The organism is Myxococcales bacterium, from assembly GCA_012517325.1.
GTDB lineage: Bacteria > Lernaellota > Lernaellaia > Lernaellales > Lernaellaceae > JAAYVF01.
This window is the reverse complement of sequence record JAAYVF010000073.1, coordinates 1-16,826: the sequence shown is the minus strand read 5'-3', so window position 1 is coordinate 16,826 and position 16,826 is coordinate 1. Positions and strand designations below refer to the sequence as shown.

The following is a 16,826-nucleotide window of genomic DNA, read 5'->3' as shown; positions in this document are numbered from 1 at the left end:
CGCTATTCGTCCCCGGGCCGCGCGGACCGCTGCCAGCGGTCGGGCGCGCGCCGGAACGCCCGCAGCGAAAGCGCCATTTTCCAAACCAGATACACCGGCGCCAGCAGGACCGCCAGCGCCAGGCGCGGCGTCCAGCGCAGGCGCGCCAGGCCGGCGACGAACTGCCCGCCCATCAACAGCAATCCCGCCAGCGCCAGACCGACGGCCGGATGAGCCGTGGGCCCGAACGACCATCGGCCGACGATCGCCGTGATTAGCAGCCAGGCCGTGGTCGGCGCGTAGCCCGGCGCCAGCAAGTCGAGCGCGGCGCTCAGCTTGGCCCACGACCACTCGCGCAGCCCCCGCCGGGCCAGCGGCCAGGCGACTTCGCGCGCCAGTTTGCTTTGGCCGCCGCTCCAGCGTTGCTTCTGCGAGGAAGCCGCCCGGAAACCGCTCGCCCGGGGGCTGAGGATTTTCGCCTCGGGCACGAAGCGGATCGGCACTCCCGCGGCGACCAGATTCAGGTAGGTTTCGAAATCCTCGACGATCGAAAACGCCCGCCACGGATGGGCATGCCACGTCGCGGCGGCGAGGGTCAGGCCGTTCATTAACGGCGCGGGCAGTCCGGCGGCCGTCTTGCCGGTGTAATGGAAGGCGTTTTTCATGCCGCTGGTCACCGCGGCCAGCGCGGCCAGCCCGCTTTCCTCGGGGTTGGCCGAGCCGTTGAAACCCTGCGCCGCCCCGTAACCGGAGGCCAGCGCCCGGTTCATCCAATCCAGGTAATCGGGAGCGGGCCGGCTGTCGGCGTCGCAGATGACCAGCGCCTCGTCTGGCCGCAGATGGTTGGCGATCGCCCACGCGACCGCCTGCCCCTTGCCCGGCGCTTCCGGCTGCCGCCGCTCGATCGTCTCGGCGCCCGCGTCCCGCGCCTGGGCGGCGGTGTCGTCGTCGCAGTTGTCCACCAGCACGACGACGCGAAACCGGTCGGCCGGATAGGTGAAGCGGCGCGCCGCCTCGACGGTGGCCCGGACGTTCGCGCCTTCGTTGTGCGCCGGGACGAGCACGCAGAAGCGGGTCGCGGCAGCCCGCGGCGGTAAGACGGGCGGCGGCTGCACGCGCGACAAGATCGCGAAAAACGCGTAGCGGATGGCCGCCAGCAACAGCAGCAGCGAAAACAACGTCAACCCAACATGCCAGAGAATCACGCGACCTCCGCGAGGATTTCCCGGTAAACGCCGAGCAGTTTTTCCACCATTCCGGCGGCCGTGAACCGCTCGTCGAAACGAGCCGTGACTTCCGCGCCGGCCTGGGCCAAGCGCGGCCGGTCGCCGAGCAGGCGAACGGCCAGCGCCGCCAGTTGCCGTACATCGTGCGCCGGCGACAGCAAACCGTCCAAACCGCCCAGCAGTTCCGGCAAACCGCCCACGGCCGGCGCGACGACCGGCACCCCCGCTCGCATGGCTTCCAGCGCCGCGAACGGAATGCCCTCGTGACGGCTGGTCAGCACCAGTAGGTCGGCGGCCGCCAGCAGCGAATCCATGTCGTCCACGAAACCGAGGAACCGCACGTGCGGCAACAAACCGAGTTCCTGGACCCGCCGGCACATGGCTTCCTGCAGCGGCCCGTGGCCCGCGACTAAAAACGTGGTGTTCGGATGGTAATCGTGCACCAGGTGGGCGAATTCGACGAACGCCAGCGGATCCTTCACCGGCTCGAGCCGGCCGACGAACGCGACAGCCAGGGCGTCGGGCGCCAGGTCCAACCGGCCGCGGCTTTGGTAACGTTGCGCGGATTCGGCGCTCCACGGCGGCAACCCGTTGTAAATGACCTTGATCTTTTCGGCCGGCACGCCCTGTTGCGCCAACGCCTCCGCCAGATGGGTCGCCACCACGATGACCCGCCGGCAAACCCGTTTCATCGCCCGGCGATCGAGCGCCAGGTTGATTTTCATCTTCAAACCGGCCCAGCCGCCGAACGGTTCGGGCGCGCCGTGCACCGTCGTGACCAGCGGCACGCGGCCGTCGGCCAGCGCCCGGGCGGCGATCACGTTGGCCAGGTAGCCGTGCGTATGGACGATCCCGGTGCCGGTCTCCGCGACCAGTCGCGCCACGCGGCGGATCGCGCCGGGATCATACTTGGTCTGGCGTTCGATGAAATGCACCGGCACGCCGAGCGCCGCGACGCGTTCGGCCAGGGGGCCGCGATTGAATACCGCCAATTGCGGCGCGACCTCGTCGGCGGGCAGCGCGCGCAGCAGGGTCACCAGATGGCCTTCGATGCCGGCGAAGCGGGCGCCTTCGGCGATGAGCAGCAAGCGGATCATTCACAGACCTCGCCGCGTCGGCCGCCAAACGACGAAGGGGCGATCGGTCGCCAACCGCCACCAGGCATGAAGCAGCGCCGCCTGGACCCACAGGATGAAGGCCGCCAATCGCACCACCCGCGAGGTCGGCCGCCCCGCGCCGGTCCGGATCGTGCCCAGCAGCGCGAGCGCCAGCCACAGCGCCTCGAGAATGACGATCGGCCAGCCCAGCGCCGAACGCCGGACCAGCCCGATGCTGCCGTAGAAGGCCAGGAGCAGAAAGAACGGCCCCAGCCAGCGCAGCCATTTGTGGCCGATCAGCCGCCAACGCAAACGGCGGTAGGCCCGCGGCAGATCGTCCATCGCGCGCCGCAGGGTGAACAGACCGCCGGTGAAGGTCCGCACCTTGCGCCGGTATTCCTCGGCCAGGCTTTGCGGGCGAAAGACCACGGCCTCGGCCTTGGGTTGCAGCGCGACGCGCAGGCCGCGGTCCTGCACGGCCAGGGGCACGTACAGGTCGTCGACGCAGTCACGCGGCACGGGGGCCCGATGCGCTTTGCGGATCGCGAACAGACAGCCGTTGACCCCGAACAGCGTCCCCGCCTCGGCCTCCCGGCGTCGGAGCGCGATCTCGAACCGGGTATAAAATCCGGCCTCCTGCGCCGGATCGCCCGCCGCGCCCGCCACCGACACGTCCACGCCCGTCACGCAGCCCACGCCTTCGACCAGCAGCGCCGGAATCAATTGCCGCAACGCGTTTTCGCGGACGACCACCGAAACATCGGTGAACACCAGCACCTCGCCCCGCGCGCTCTGGACGCCGGCGTTCTGCGCCTCGCTCTTGCCGCTGCGTTCCGGCAGCCGCAGCACCTGGTGCGCTCCGGCCGCCTTGGCGCGGATCGCCGTGCGGTCGGTGCTGCCGTCGTCCACCACGACGATTTCCACTTGGCCGGGGTATTCCAGTTTCAGCAGTTCAGCGATTTTCGCCTCGATTCGGTCCTCGGCGTTGAAGGCGGCCAGAATCACCGAAACGGCGGGCCACTTTTCCGGGGTGACGGTCTGCCCGACCGCGTAACGGGCACCGCGCCGGCCGAGCAACCACGGATAAATCGCGTACGGGAAGGCGAACGCCGCCAGCCCGATGAGCCACATCGCCAGCCAGGGCCAGATCATGAACGCTGCTCCATTTTGCGTCGATACAATTCGTCGTAAGCCGCCAGCATGGCGGCGATGCTGAAACTCTCTTCCGCCCGGGCCCGGGCGGCGCGGCCCAGACCCGCGGCCAGTTCCGGATCGCCGAGAATCCGCCCGGCGGCCGCCGCCAGCGCGGCAGGATCGTCCGGCGGCACCAGCAGCCCGGAAACACCGTCGGCGATCGCTTCGGGATTGCCGCCGACCCGCGTCGCCACGATCGGCCGCCCGGCCGCCATCGCTTCGATCAGCAACAGCGACAAGCCCTCGTACCGGCTGGGCACGACGATCAAATCGAAAGCGCCGAGGTATTCGCGGATATTTTCGCGGTAACCGGCGAAGGTCACGGCGTCGGTCAGGCCCAGTTCGCGAACCCGTTCGGCCAGAAACGGCTGTTGCAGGCCCTGCCCGACAATGCCCAGGTGGACGCGCGGAAAACGGGCGCGCAGTTCCGGCAGCGCGGCCAGCAGGACGTCCTGCCCTTTGACCGGATGCAACCGCCCGATCACCCCCAGGAGCGTCGCGTCCGCGGGCAGGCCCAGTTCGCCGCGCAGCTCGCGCCGCCGGGCCGCGTCGGGCTCCGCGGCGGGAAGCGCCACGCCGTTGTGAATCACCGTCAACCGCTCGGCCGACAGCTTGAAGTCCGCCGACAACCGCCGCTTGAGTTCCTCGCTGACCGTCACCATCGGGCCGGAGCGGCCGGCGATCCACCAATAGAACCATTGCCGGCGGCGCTTCTGGGCGAGGTACTCCAGATTGCCGTGCACCGTGGCGACCGTCGCCTTGCGCGCCAGCCGGCCGGCGAAAAAGGCATAGCCGTTCATGGTGAATTCGTGGCTGTGCAGCAGATCGAAATGCCGGCGGCGGGCCAGGCGCGCCACCGCCCGGGCGAATCGCCAATCCAGCTTCCGTTGCAGCGGCAGCACCGTGACCGGCACTCCCATTTCGCGCAACCGCGTTTCCAACCATCCGTGCTTGATCAGCACGACGTGGCTGGTGTACCGCCGCCGGTCCAGCGCGCCGATCAGGTTGAGCATCATCAACTCGGCGCCGCCCGGATTGACCGTCTCGATCAGATGCAGAATCCGGCGCGGCCGACCGGCGTCGCCGGGCGCGTTGCGGAACCGGTAATACTCGCACTCGCGGCAATCGGGGAGGTGGCGGCAGCAGGGCCCGCGGCGGTCCTGGCCGGCGAACGTGCCGACGATCCGCCAGCACTGCAGGCCCGACGATCCTTGTTCGCGCGCCACGCAGCAGGCGTCCGCTTCACACCCGAGGTATTCCCAGCACGGCGTCACCCGGCCCGCGGTCAAGCGCTGCTTCAGTTTCGAAACCGTCCGCTGCGCCGCCTTGAGCAAGTGGAAAAGCGGATTCCACCAGGCCAGCCGCCGGTCGGCCGGCACTTGCAGCCAGTCGTTGGACAGCCGGTAACGGCGGGCGCGAATCGCCTCGCGCACCGTCGGCCAATCGAGCGGCCGTTCCTTCAGGTCCGGAAATTCCAGCCGCGGGCGTTTGAAATGATCGCGGCAATGAAAATCGTTGCCGTGCAGCGGCGCCAGGTCGATCCCGCGGCGCCCGAGTTCCAGCCAGCGGTCGACGCTTTGCGGATTGGGCACGTAAGCGCCGTCGTGCATCGTGTTCCAGATTTCCACGCCGTCCAGCGAGCGCACCAGAGGCGAATCGGCGGTCAGGCATTCCGAATGCGGATGCGCCAGCACCGCCAGCCCGCCGGCGGCGCGAATCGCTGCGGTCAGCCGGGCCGGGTCGGTTTCCTCAATCAGCTTCGCGCAACCCAGGCCGAGCACGTGGCAGCCCTCGGCCGTCGCGAATTCCAGGCCGGGCACGAGCAAGAGGTCGGCCTCGCTGTACCGCCGGCATTCGGCGGCCAGCCGGTCGACGTCGGCCTGGGTCAGGTTGTTGACGTGCTCGGCGATCAAACCGACGTGGACGCCGCGCAGGTGCAGCAAGGTCGCGATCGCGGCGACCGACATCTCGCCGTCGTAGCTGATCGTCGAATGAAGGTGCGACACCGCCCGTGTGGCGGCGGGCGTTTTCACCCGTTTGGCGACCATCCAGCGCTTGTTGACCATCCAGTTGCGCAGGTCGCGCCAGAACGGATGGGTGTCGTTGCGCCGCCACAGTTCCGTTCGCACGCCGGCCCGAAAAAAGTCGGCGACGAAATCCCAAATCCAGCGCCCGCGCGACAGCGCGTTCGGCGGCAGTTTCAGGTCGCGGTCGCGTTTGAACAGCCGAGTGATCAGCGCGTCGAGGTCGCCCAATTCCCAGCGCGTACGCACGCCGGGATGATAGGTCATCGGCGGCACCGATTCGCCGACCGCCACCAACACGCTGGCCAGCGGGATGTCGATGCCCGCGTCCACCGCCAGTTGCAGGCTGCCCCAGAGCCGGCCGTTGACTTCCATCAGGTAGGGGCGGCCGTCATGGCCGCGCTTGAATTCGACCATCGCCGGGCCGTGCCAGCGCCAATGCGCGAGCAACCGGCGGGCGGGTTCGCGCAGATCGTCGGTGAGGGGGATCGCCTCGCGCAGCGTGCTGACGCCGCCCGACGGCGGCATTTCGCGCCGCCGGCGATGGGCGCACTCGACCACCGGTTCGCCGTGCCGCCAGACGCCGAAATAGCCCTCGCCCGCGCCCACCACGCGTTCCTGCAACAGCACCGGAAACGCCGCGGCGGGCCAATCGGCCGTGCGCGCGCGCAGTTCCGCCTCGTCGGCGGCATAGGCGACCGCGATCTTGCCGCCGTCGATCATGCTGCGCAGGGGCTTGATCACCGTCGGATACGTCATCGCCGGCGGCAACGGTTCCTCGCGTCGCCAGACGACCTGCGGCGGTATCGCCAGCCCCAGTTCCGCCGCCAGGGCGAAGGTGCGGTTCTTATCGGCCGCTTCCTCCAGCGCCGCGGTGCTCGGCCACGGCACGGCCGTCAGGGCTTCCAATTCATCCCGACGCGGCAACAGGGCGAAAATCGCCGCGTCGGTGACCGGCACCAGCACTTCGGCGGGTTTGGCGCGCAACTGCTCCAGCAACCAGGCGGCATAGGCGGCCGGTTTGCTGGCCGGCGAAACCGGCGACAACCAGCGCTCGTCGCATCCCCGGCTGACGAACCCCTTCGCCCGCGGGTTGTGATCGACTGCGATCACCCGCCAACCCGCGTCGTGCAGGCTGCGAATGGCGGCGAGGGCCGCGTTCTGGGCGGCGCAGGTGACGACGACGGCGCGTTGCTGTTTCATCGTTGTTTAGTGGCGCGTCCGCGGCAGGCCCCATTTTTTTCGCTTTTCCCACAGCGTTTTGGGGGTAATGCCGAGAAAGTTCGCCAATTCCTTTTCCGTGTGCTGTTCCTGAAAACGGACGACGAATTCGCGGGCGTATTCGTCGAGCGACAACTTGCGATCCAGCGCCTCTTCCCACATGCGGCGGCGGCGTTCGGCCCCGCGGCGCTCCATGAACAACGGCAGATGCCGCGGTTCAAGGAGCTGGTCGTCATCCATCATCAAAATGGTCTGTTCGAGCACGTTTTCCAGTTCGCGGATGTTGCCGGGCCATTCGTAGTTGCGCATCATGCCGATCGCTTCGCGGCTGACGCCCTCGAGGCGCTTGCCCAGGCGCCGGCAGATCGACTGCACGAAGTGGTGCACGAACAGCGGCAGATCATCGAGCCGTTCGCGCAACGGCGGCACCTGAATACTCACCACGTTCAGCCGGTAAAACAGGTCGGCCCGGAACCGGCCCTCGTGGACGTCCTGGTCCAGGTTGCGGTTGGTCGCCGCGATGAACCGGATGTCGAGCTTGATCGGCCGCCGGTCGCCGACGCGCACGATCTCCTCTTCCTGCAGGGCGCGCAGGATTTTCACCTGCAGCGACAACGGCAGGTCGCCGATTTCGTCGAGAAACAGCGTGCCCTTCTGCGCTTTTTCAAAAAAACCCTCGCGGGTGGCGACCGCCCCGGTGTAGGCGCCTTTGACGTGACCGAAAAGCTCGGCCTCGATCAGGTTCTCGGGAATGGCGCCGCAGTTCACCGCGACGAAAGGTTCGCTTCGGCGCGGACTCTTGTCGTGAATCGCCCGGGCGATGATTTCCTTGCCGGTGCCGCTTTCGCCGCCGATCAATACCGTGGATTTGAAGGGCGCCACGCGCTCGACCAACCGCAGGATATCCTGCATCGGTTTGCTACGGCCGATGATTTCCGACACATCGCCGGCGGAGGTCATTCGTGCCCCCAGGAAAAGTTTACATTTTTACCGACTGACCCTCTGCATACTTATGAACTTTCGGCACGTAGTGTCAAGAAAAAAGCCGGGGATCGATACAGAATCAATACAAACAAGCAGCTTTTTTAGCCGCGTAGTTTACGCTAGTGTATTTTGCGGATCGAACAGCAAAAGACCGGAGTCGGCGGAGCGGATGGCGAGAATGAATTCAGCATCTGGAAAAAACCGAGTCCGGATCTCCTGTCGACATAAAGTCCTTTTCTCGCTGGCCGCGTTTTTCTGCTTCGTCATCCTCGCCGAAATGGCCTTACGGCTGACCGGTTTGGCCAAAGCGCCCGCCGAACGGTATTATACCGACATTTTCGAAGCGGCCTACGAACTCCTGCCGGGGGTTCGCGTACCGTTCGGCAACCACGACCTACCGGACGATCCGACCAACCACGCCGGCTTTCGCGGACCCGAATTCGCCGACCGCAAACCGGCGGGGGCGTATCGGATCATCTCGGTGGGCGATTCCACCGCTTTCGGTGTGCTGGTTCCCGAGCCGCAAACGTTCCCGCGCCTTTTGGAGACGAAATTACGCGCGGCTTCGTCGCAGCCGGTCGAGGTGCTCAATGCCGGCATTCCCGGCACGACAATTTATTCGCACCGCCTGCTTTTCGAGCGGAAATTACGCAACTACCGGCCGGATTTGGTGATTCTTTATGTGTTGTTCAACAGCGATCCCAACATCGAAATCCTTCGCCAACTGGAAAAAAAGCACGACGAAGGGCGGGATAATCTGCTGGTTCGACTGCAAAGCGGCCTGCGCGATCTCAAGCTCTATCGCCTGCTGAGACGTGAAATAAAAGGCAGCGAACGGGCGATGATCGCGTCGCAAATCCAAACGACCCGGACGCGGTTGGGCGATTTCAGCGTGGAAGCGGCCTGGTGCCGGGACGGTTTCAGGGAAGATCTCGAAAACATCGCGCGCGACGCCAGGGAAGCCGGCGTCAAATTGCTGTTGGTCTATCACCTGACGCAAATCATCCTGGATGCCAGGCTGGATCAAGAAAAAGACCCGTCGCGGGAAATCATGCCTTCGGAACGGCTGTACGACTCGTTCCGCGACTTGACGGCGGACTTCTGCCAAAAGAAAAATTTGTTGTTCCTTGATCTGTTACCCGCGTTTTTGGCGGCCGAGCGCGAAGGGAAGAAATTGTTCGTCGACCCGGTGCATTTCAATGGGAATGGGCATTCACTGGCGGCGGAGGAATTAACCAAACTCATTCTCAATAACAGCGACCAATTGCAATTTTCCCGCCGAGAGACGGCAAAGGCCAATTGATTATTTTCCTTGATTGCGGTTAAACTTATTGGATTGGGGCGGAGGCCCGATGCGAGTATTGCGTTTTGCGGCAGCCGTATTGGTTGCCTTTGTTTTGGCGCACATTTTGTACTTTGTGGTGCTGCTGATAGCGCCGTTTGACCCGGCTCGCGCCAAGGTCAATCGCATCGGAAGAATCTGGACTGGGGCCTGGAAGCGGATTCTGGGAATCAAAATTCACGTTTACGGCGAGGAAAATATCCGGAATGGCGGTCCTTATCTTTTCGTTTCCAATCACGTGAGCTACCTGGATGTCCTGGCGCTCTATAACGACTTTCCGGTTCAGTTGCGTTTTCTGGCGAAGAAAACCTTGGTCTGGGTGCCGGTTTTCGGGATCGCCTTTTACACCCTGGATCACGTGTACATCGACCGCCGGAAGAAAAACGCGCAGCGAGGTCGCCTGGAGTTGATGGCCGAAAAATTTCGCCAAGGCAAGAACATCTGCATTTTCCCCGGCGGCCGGCGCGCCGCCGACGGACGCCTGGGCGAATGGAAAAAGGGCGCTTTCGTGCTGGCGACCCAACACCACATCCCCGTCGTGCCGGTGGGCATCGTCGGCTCGGCGGCCTTGCACGGCATCGGCGATTTTTTTCCGCGCCCGGGTACCATCACCATTCGCATCGGTCGGCCGATTATCACCGAACGGCTGACCTACGATGATCGCGATACATTATTGCGGCAGACCCAAGAAGCGGTGAGGGAGCTAATTGAAAATGACAGCCATGAATGAACATCAAGCCGTGAAAATCATCCCGCTGGGAGGACTGGGTGAGATCGGTTTGAACATGTTGGCCCTGGAATGCGAGGGGAAAATCCTGCTGATCGATTGCGGCCTGATGTTCCCCGAGGATTTCATGCTGGGCGTCGACATCGTGATCCCCGACTTTACGTACCTGGCGGGCCGTTCCAACGACATCGTCGCGCTGCTGCTGACGCACGCGCACGAGGACCATATCGGCGCCGTGCCGTATTTGCTGCGCCACCACAAACCGGTGGTCGTCGGCTCGAAGATCACGCTGGCTTTTCTGGAATACGAGTTGGCGCACAGCCGCGTCTCCGGCAACGGCAACGGCGGCGGCAACGGCCATGCCAACGGCAACGGCAACGGCTTTGCCGACGTGCGGATGGAAACGGTCGCGGCCGGGGATAAACGCGATTACGGGCCGTTCACCGTCGAGTTCATCCAGGTCAGCCACTCGATCCACGGCGGCTTCGCGCTGGCGATCCGGACGCCGCAAGGGCTGATCATCCACTCCGGCGACTTCAAGCTGGATTTCACGCCCTTCGACGGCGAAATGACCGACATGAACCGCTTCGCGCAATTCGGCGATCAGGGCGTGCTGTGCATGCTGTCGGATTCGACCAACGTCGAGCGCGAGGGCTACACGATCAGCGAACGCGACATCGCCCTGGAACTGGAAAACATCTTCCACGACTGCCCGGGCCGGATCATCGTCACGCTCTTTGCCAGCAACCTGCAGCGCATCCAGCAAATCTTCGACATTTCCTCCCGGTTCAGCCGCAAGATCGTGCTCAACGGCCGGAGCGTGGTGGAAAGCATCCGGATCGGCCGGCAGCTCGGCGTGCTGAAAATCGACGACGACCTGCTCGGCGACCTCAACGACCTGGAGAAGCTGGACCCCAGCCGCATCGTCATCCTGTGCACCGGCAGCCAGGGCGAGCCGATGAGCGTGCTCACCCGCATCGCCGAAAACAACCACAAGCACATCGAAATCGAAGCGGGCGACACGGTGATCCTGTCCTCGAAGATCATCCCCGGCAACGAGCGCGCCGTCACCAACATCATCAATGAACTGTACCGCAAAGGCGCCGACGTCGTCTATGAGACCATCAGCAAGATCCACACCAGCGGCCACGCCTACCAGGAGGAACTCAAGGTTCTGCTGCGGCTGTGCAAGCCCAAGCATTTCATCCCGATTCACGGCGAGTACCGGCAACTCGTGCAACACGCCAAGCTGGCGAAAAAAATGGGCGTGGCCTCGAAAAACATCCACGTGCTGGAAAGCGGCGATTCGATCATCGCCGTCGATGGCGCTCTGCGCGCCGGCGACCGCGTGCCGTCGGGCCGCGTCTACGTCGACGGCCACGGCATCGGCGACGTGGGCAACATCGTCCTGACCGACCGCCGGCTGCTGTCGGAGGACGGCACCATCACTTGCGCGCTGGCCCATCGTGACGGCATGATCGTCTCCGGGCCGCACTTCAAGAGCAAAGGCGTCGTCTACGAGCCGGAATACGCCGAACTGATCGACGAGGCGAAAAACCTGGTGTTGGAAACGATGCAGACCCTGCGGACCGACAACGCCTTCAGCGAGGAAGACGCCAAGCAGGAAATCGCCCGCGCGGTGCGCCGCCTGTTCGCCAAACGCATCGGCCGGCGCCCGATCGTCATTCCCGTAATCATGGAGGTCTGAGCCGGACCTTGGCGAAAAAAACCGTCGGCGAGGAAAACCGTCAACCGGGCAAAGGCATGGAGATCGCCGGCGTCCTGGTGATCATTCTCGCGGCCATGCTCGGCCTCGCGCTGCTCTCGCACTATGTCAGCGATCCGTCCTACAACACCGTCGCCATTCCCGACACCTATCCGCAAAACATGATCGGCCGGTTCGGCGCCCACACCTCCGACCTGCTGCTGCAAATCGGCGGCATCGCCAGCGTGATGGTGCCGCTGATGCTGGTCTTCATCGGCTTGCTGCTGTACCGGCGGCGCCTGTTCAAACCCGCCCTGGGGCAGATTTTCGGCTACCTGATCCTGATGATCGTCGTCGCCTGCATTCTGGCGATGTTCCTCGGCCAGGAAGGCGGCGGCATCGCCGGCAAGGCCCTGGCGGATTTGCTGACCGATTTCCTCGGCCGGGTCGGCGGCCTGCTGCTGGTCGGCGGTCTGGCGATCGTCGCGCTGATTCTCAGCGTTGATTTCTCGTTTATCAAAATGCTGCGCGGCTTCCGGGCCTATCTGGCCGGCCTCGTCGACACCCTCCGTTCGCGCTGGACGATCCGCCGCGAGGCGCGCCGCCGCCGCCAGCGCCGCGATCAACGGGCGGTCGAAACCGGCGCCGGTCCCGAGCGACCCGCCCCGATCATCCGCCACGGCATCCCTGAAACCGCCGAGCCACTGGCCAAGGAAGCGAAGAAACACCGCAAGGCCGACGCGCCGGTTCGCACCACCCGGCTCGACCAGGTTCCCGAACCCACGCCCGAACCGTTCGCGGTCGACGAATTCGAACCGGCGCCGCCACCCCCGCCGCCGCCGCCCCGCAAGGCCAAAGACGCCGACGTCATCACGATTCACCAGAAGGCCGAAACGGAAACGGCACGCCAGATTTCGTTCTCCGGGTTGAGCGACGCCTACTCGCGGCCGCCGCTCGACCTTTTCCAGCGGGCGTCAAAGGGCGACAAGGACCTCGACCGCGAGGCGCTGCTGGCGCAGAGCGTGGCGCTGGAAAGCAAGCTGGAAACCTTCGGCATCACCGGCAAGGTCGTCGAGATCTATCCCGGCCCGGTCATCACGATGTTCGAGTATGAGCCCTCGGCGGGCATCAAGATTTCGCGCATCGCCAACCTGGAGGACGACCTGGCGATGGCGCTGCAGGCCGAAAAAATCCGCATCATCGCGCCGATTCCCGGCAAGGGCGCCGTGGGCATCGAGGTGCCGAGCCTGCGCCGCGAGATCGTCTACCTGCGCGAAATTCTGGAAAGCAAGGAATTCAACGAGGCCAAGTCCCCGCTGACCATCGCCTTCGGCAAGGACAGCACCGGCCGGCCGATGGTGCAGGATCTGGCGCGGATGCCGCACCTGCTGGTCGCCGGCACGACCGGCAGCGGCAAGAGCGTGTTTCTCAACGGCGTGATCATGTCGCTCATTTTCAAGACCACGCCGGATCAGGTGCGGCTGCTGATGGTCGACCCCAAACAGCTCGAACTGAGCATGTACACCGACACGCCGCACATGCTGCACCCGGTCATCACCGAACCGAAAAAAGCCGCGCTGCTGCTGCGCTGGGCCGTGGCCGAGATGGAGGATCGCTACCGCAAGATGGCCGAGCAGCGCGTCCGCAACATCGACAGCTACAACGCGAAAATCGAGAAGGCCATCGCCAAGACGCCGCGCAAGGGCAAGCTGACGGGCGAGGAAGCCGAACCGATCCCCGAAAAGCTGCCGTACATCGTCATCATCCTGGACGAACTGGCCGACCTGATGATGATCGCCGCCAAGGAGGTCGAGGAATTCATCGCCCGCCTGGCGCAGATGGCGCGCGCCGCCGGCATCCACCTGATCATCGCCACGCAGCGGCCGAGCGTCGACGTCATCACCGGCGTCATCAAGGCCAACTTCCCCAGCCGCATTTCGTTCCAGGTGCGGACCCGCGTCGACAGCCGCACCATTTTGGACGAAACCGGCGCGAACAACCTGCTGGGCATGGGCGACGCGCTCTTCCTGCCGCCCGGCGCCGCCAAGATCTCGCGTTTCCACGCGGCCTTCGTTTCCGACGAGGAGGTGCAAGGCATCGTGCACCACCTGAAGGAAAAAAATCCGCGGCCGCAATACGCCGAAATCCGCACCGCGACCGGCACCGACCTGAACAACGCCAGCCTCGACGAGGTGAACCTCGACGACGACGACGGCGACGTCGACGAAGGCCTGTTCGACAAGGCCGTCGACATCGTCGCCCGCGAACGCAAGGCCTCGGTCAGTTACATCCAGCGGCGGTTGAAAATCGGCTACAACCGGTCCGCCCGGATCATCGAACGGATGGAACGGGAAGGCATGATTTCCACCAGCGACGGCACCAGCCGTCCGCGCGAGATCTACCTGCCCGAAACGAACTACGACGACTGACGGCCATGGCGCGCGCCGTCGCCCCCCTGCTCGTGCTCCTCGCTCTGGTCTGGTTTCTCGCCGTCGGCTTGCCGGGTTTGGACCGGCCCGGCCTGAACGAGGACGAATGTTTCTTCCTCGCGCCGCTCCTTGAAGGGCGAACCGCCTGGATGCTGACGCCGTACCTCGGCGGATTGAAGAGCCTGCTCTACGTCCCGCTGCTCGGCGATTTTCCGACGACTCCGACGCGGATCCGCGCGCCCATGCTGGTGCTGGGCATCGTCGGCTTGCTGCTGACCTACGTTACCGCCCGGCGGTTTTTCGGCCGCCGCACCGCGCTGCTGGCGATCTGGCTGCTTGCTCTGGACCCGGCGATGATGCATCACTTCCGCGAGGATTACGGCCCGTCGGCTCTGCCGTTCGTGCTGCGGATCCTTTTCCTATTGGCGTTGCTGTCCTACCGGCAAACCGGCCGCTCCTCGACGGCTGCCTGGACGGGCCTGATCGCCGGACTCGGTGTGTGGACGAAATTCGACTTTTCGATTTTCCTCGGCGCGGCGCTGGCAGCCGGCGCGATTTTCCCTCCGTCCGCCGAGCGGGCCGGCGGGAAACGAGCCTGGGCGATGGCGGCGCCGGCTTTTCTCGTCGGGTCGGCCCCGGCCTGGATGTACTGGCTGGGACACCCGGCGGATGTTCGCGCCTATGCCGCGCCGTTTCTTGGCTGGTCGTGGGTCGGCTTCGCGGAAAAAATCGGCGCGCTGTACGAAACGACCTGCGGCGCCTATCCGGTTCACCAAATGTTGGGCGCGGTGTTCATCGTCACCAAGACCACCTTGCTGCCGGTCGTTTTTCTCGGCGGCGTGATTTCCCTGCCGGCGCTCTACCGCCGCGATCGGGCGCGTCCGTCGACGGTCGAGCTGCCTTTCCTGACGGCGACCGTGCTGCTGCAAAGCGCCGCGCTGCTGGCCCTGCCCTACGACCTGGACAGTGCGCATTTCTTCACGCTCGCGCCTGCGTTTCACCTGGCGATCGCGGGGTTGGTTTTTTTCTTTCTGGATACCGCCTTTGCCGATCGCCGCGCCGCGAAAGCGGCCGCGCTAATGGTGATAGTTCCGCTGCTGATCACCGGCCTCATCGCGTCCTGGCAAACATCGGACAAGCTGCGCCGGAAGGGCGGCGCCGGCCTCTGGTCGCCGCGCCTCGCCGATCTGGCCCGCGCGGCCGGCCGCCCCGGCGATCGCCCGGTGCTGCTCGATTGGGGAATGACGCGCCCGCTGGCGGCCTTGTCCGGTCAGCGGACGCCCGAGGAGTTGTTCTGGCGCCTCAACGGCCCGCAACTCGATCCGGCGGCGCGGCAAAGTCTGGACGCGCTGTTGCAAAGCGACCGCGCGTTGTTCATCGCGCATGCGCCGCCGCGGGAAATCTTTTCCTGGCCACGGCGACACGTCGCGGAACGGATCGCGGAATTGGGCTGGCGCTACGCGACGGTGAGCGTCATCGCCGACACCGATCGAAAGCCGCTCTTTGTCCTGTTTCGCGTCGGGCCGGAGGGTCAGGAAGCCTGGCCGGACGGCGCGGCGGGTTTCTCGCCCTGATAGAGCCGTACCGTTCCCAGCGTCATGGCGCGGGAATGCACGCGGACGAAGCCGGCGCTTTCCAGCATGCGGCAAAACGTCTCCGGCGGCGGAAACGCCCGCACCGACTGGAACAAATATCGATAGGCCTCGAACGAGCGCAGCCGTCTGGCGATCCAGGGCATGACGTGTCCGAAATACCAGCGATACAACAATCCGATCACCGGAAGCGTCGGCAGGTCGAATTCCAGCACGAGCAAGCGGCCGCCGGGCTGGAGCACGCGGAAAAACTCGGCGAGGCAGGCCCGGCGATCGGCGACGTTGCGCACCCCGAAGGCCACGGTGGCGGCGCCGAAAACGCCGCCGGCCAACGGCAAGCCGGTCAGATCGCCCTCGATCAGGCCGATCCGTCCGCCGGCCCCAGCCGCGGCGATCCGGCGTTGCGCCTGGGCCAGCATGCCGGACGAAAAGTCGAGCCCGACCACCCGCCGCTCGCGGTACCGCTTCGCCAACGAAAGCGCCAACTGGCCGCTGCCCGTCGCGCCGTCGAACAGCGGGCCGGCCGCCTGCGGCGCCAGGGCTTTCGCGGTGCGGCGGCGCCACCAGGCGTCCAGGCCGAGCGAGAAAACGTGGTCGGTGAATTCGTAGCGCGGCGCCAGGTCGTCGAACAGCGCTTTGACTTGTTGCGGTTCCTTCAGGGCTTTGTTGTAATCGCTCGCCATCCCGTCCTCGTCGAAAATCGGTTCAGCATACACAATCGAAACGAAGATGCCACCGGGCGCCGGCCCAGGCCGTCGCGTCGCTGGACCCCGCGCCGCCTCCTGATTTATCATACCCGCGGGTGCAGCGAACCACTTTTCAAACGAGCCCGAAGATGCAGCGAACTCGGATCCTCCAGGCCGCGCTCCTGACGTTGCTCGGCATCGGCCTCACGGCCGCGACCGGTTGGGCCTTTTCGTTCGTTTCCGTGACGCCGCCGGCCGCGGCGACGCCGGTGTACGAACCGGCCGAGATCGACGCGGAATTCGACACGGCCTACGACAATCCGTACGACCCGGCGCAGATCGCCGTCCGGGCGGTCATCACCACCCCCGGCGGCGAAACCGTCCAGGCCGACGCCTTCTGGTACGAACCGTACACGCGCTCGCTGGTCGGCGATCTGGAAGTCTTCACCCCCGACGGCGCGGGCCGCTGGCGCGTGCGCTACGCGCCGTCGGCCGAAGGCGAATACACGGCGCACCTGGTCGCGGCAACCGGCGACGAATCCGTCGAAAGCGAGCCGTTTTCCTTCACCGCGTCCGCCGCCGTCAGCGACGGCTTCGTGCGCGTCAGCGAAACCAATCCG

General features: G+C 65.3%; 12 protein-coding genes. 6 read left to right on the top strand and 6 right to left on the bottom strand.

Annotated features, from left to right (window positions below):
• Positions 1 to 2: 2 nt before the first annotated feature.
• Genes GX444_12525 through GX444_12505 form a run of 5 tightly spaced genes read right to left on the bottom strand, consistent with a single transcriptional unit; the run spans position 3 to position 7,701 of the window.
• A complete protein-coding gene (locus GX444_12525; protein ID NLH49407.1) occupies positions 3 to 1,184 on the bottom strand; it encodes a glycosyltransferase in 1,182 nt (393 codons plus the stop codon).
• A complete protein-coding gene (locus GX444_12520; protein NLH49406.1) occupies positions 1,181 to 2,302 on the bottom strand; it encodes a glycosyltransferase in 1,122 nt (373 codons plus the stop codon). The genes GX444_12525 and GX444_12520 overlap by 4 nt, the downstream gene beginning before the upstream one ends.
• The gene (locus tag GX444_12515; protein ID NLH49405.1) at positions 2,303 to 3,454 is read right to left on the bottom strand and encodes a glycosyltransferase; all 1,152 of its coding nucleotides are present in this window, start codon (positions 3,452 to 3,454) and stop codon (positions 2,303 to 2,305) included.
• Complete coding sequence (locus GX444_12510; protein NLH49404.1) at positions 3,451 to 6,723, bottom strand: glycosyltransferase; 3,273 nt, start codon at positions 6,721 to 6,723, stop codon at positions 3,451 to 3,453. Before GX444_12510 ends, GX444_12515 begins: the two co-directional genes overlap by 4 nt.
• Before the next feature lie 6 nt (positions 6,724 to 6,729).
• Entirely contained in the window at positions 6,730 to 7,701 is a 972-nt protein-coding gene (locus GX444_12505) for a sigma-54-dependent Fis family transcriptional regulator (GenBank protein NLH49403.1), read from the bottom strand.
• A 202-nt stretch (positions 7,702 to 7,903) separates the two neighbouring features.
• On the opposite strand from GX444_12505, the gene GX444_12500 reads away from it, so the two are divergent.
• Genes GX444_12500 through GX444_12480 form a run of 5 tightly spaced genes read left to right on the top strand, consistent with a single transcriptional unit; the run spans position 7,904 to position 15,502 of the window.
• Positions 7,904 to 9,028 (top strand): hypothetical protein, encoded by a 1,125-nt coding sequence (locus GX444_12500; GenBank protein NLH49402.1) that lies wholly within the window; start codon positions 7,904 to 7,906, stop codon positions 9,026 to 9,028.
• 49 nt (positions 9,029 to 9,077) lie between these two features.
• Complete coding sequence (locus tag GX444_12495; protein NLH49401.1) at positions 9,078 to 9,797, top strand: 1-acyl-sn-glycerol-3-phosphate acyltransferase; 720 nt, start codon at positions 9,078 to 9,080, stop codon at positions 9,795 to 9,797.
• The gene (locus GX444_12490) at positions 9,781 to 11,502 is read left to right on the top strand and encodes a ribonuclease J (protein NLH49400.1); all 1,722 of its coding nucleotides are present in this window, start codon (positions 9,781 to 9,783) and stop codon (positions 11,500 to 11,502) included. The genes GX444_12495 and GX444_12490 overlap by 17 nt, the downstream gene beginning before the upstream one ends.
• 8 nt (positions 11,503 to 11,510) lie before the next feature.
• Entirely contained in the window at positions 11,511 to 13,928 is a 2,418-nt protein-coding gene (locus GX444_12485; protein NLH49399.1) for a DNA translocase FtsK, read from the top strand.
• Between the two features lie 5 nt (positions 13,929 to 13,933).
• Positions 13,934 to 15,502 (top strand): hypothetical protein, encoded by a 1,569-nt coding sequence (locus GX444_12480; GenBank protein NLH49398.1) that lies wholly within the window; start codon positions 13,934 to 13,936, stop codon positions 15,500 to 15,502.
• Here the strand turns inward: GX444_12480 and GX444_12475 are convergent.
• Positions 15,460 to 16,203 (bottom strand): ubiquinone/menaquinone biosynthesis methyltransferase, encoded by a 744-nt coding sequence (locus tag GX444_12475; GenBank protein NLH49397.1) that lies wholly within the window; start codon positions 16,201 to 16,203, stop codon positions 15,460 to 15,462. The genes GX444_12480 and GX444_12475 overlap by 43 nt on opposite strands.
• A gap of 152 nt (positions 16,204 to 16,355) precedes the next feature.
• Between GX444_12475 and GX444_12470 the strand changes: the two genes are divergently transcribed.
• Positions 16,356 to 16,826, top strand: a 471-nt coding sequence (locus tag GX444_12470) for a DUF5060 domain-containing protein (protein NLH49396.1), incomplete at its 3' end; no start/stop codon positions are given.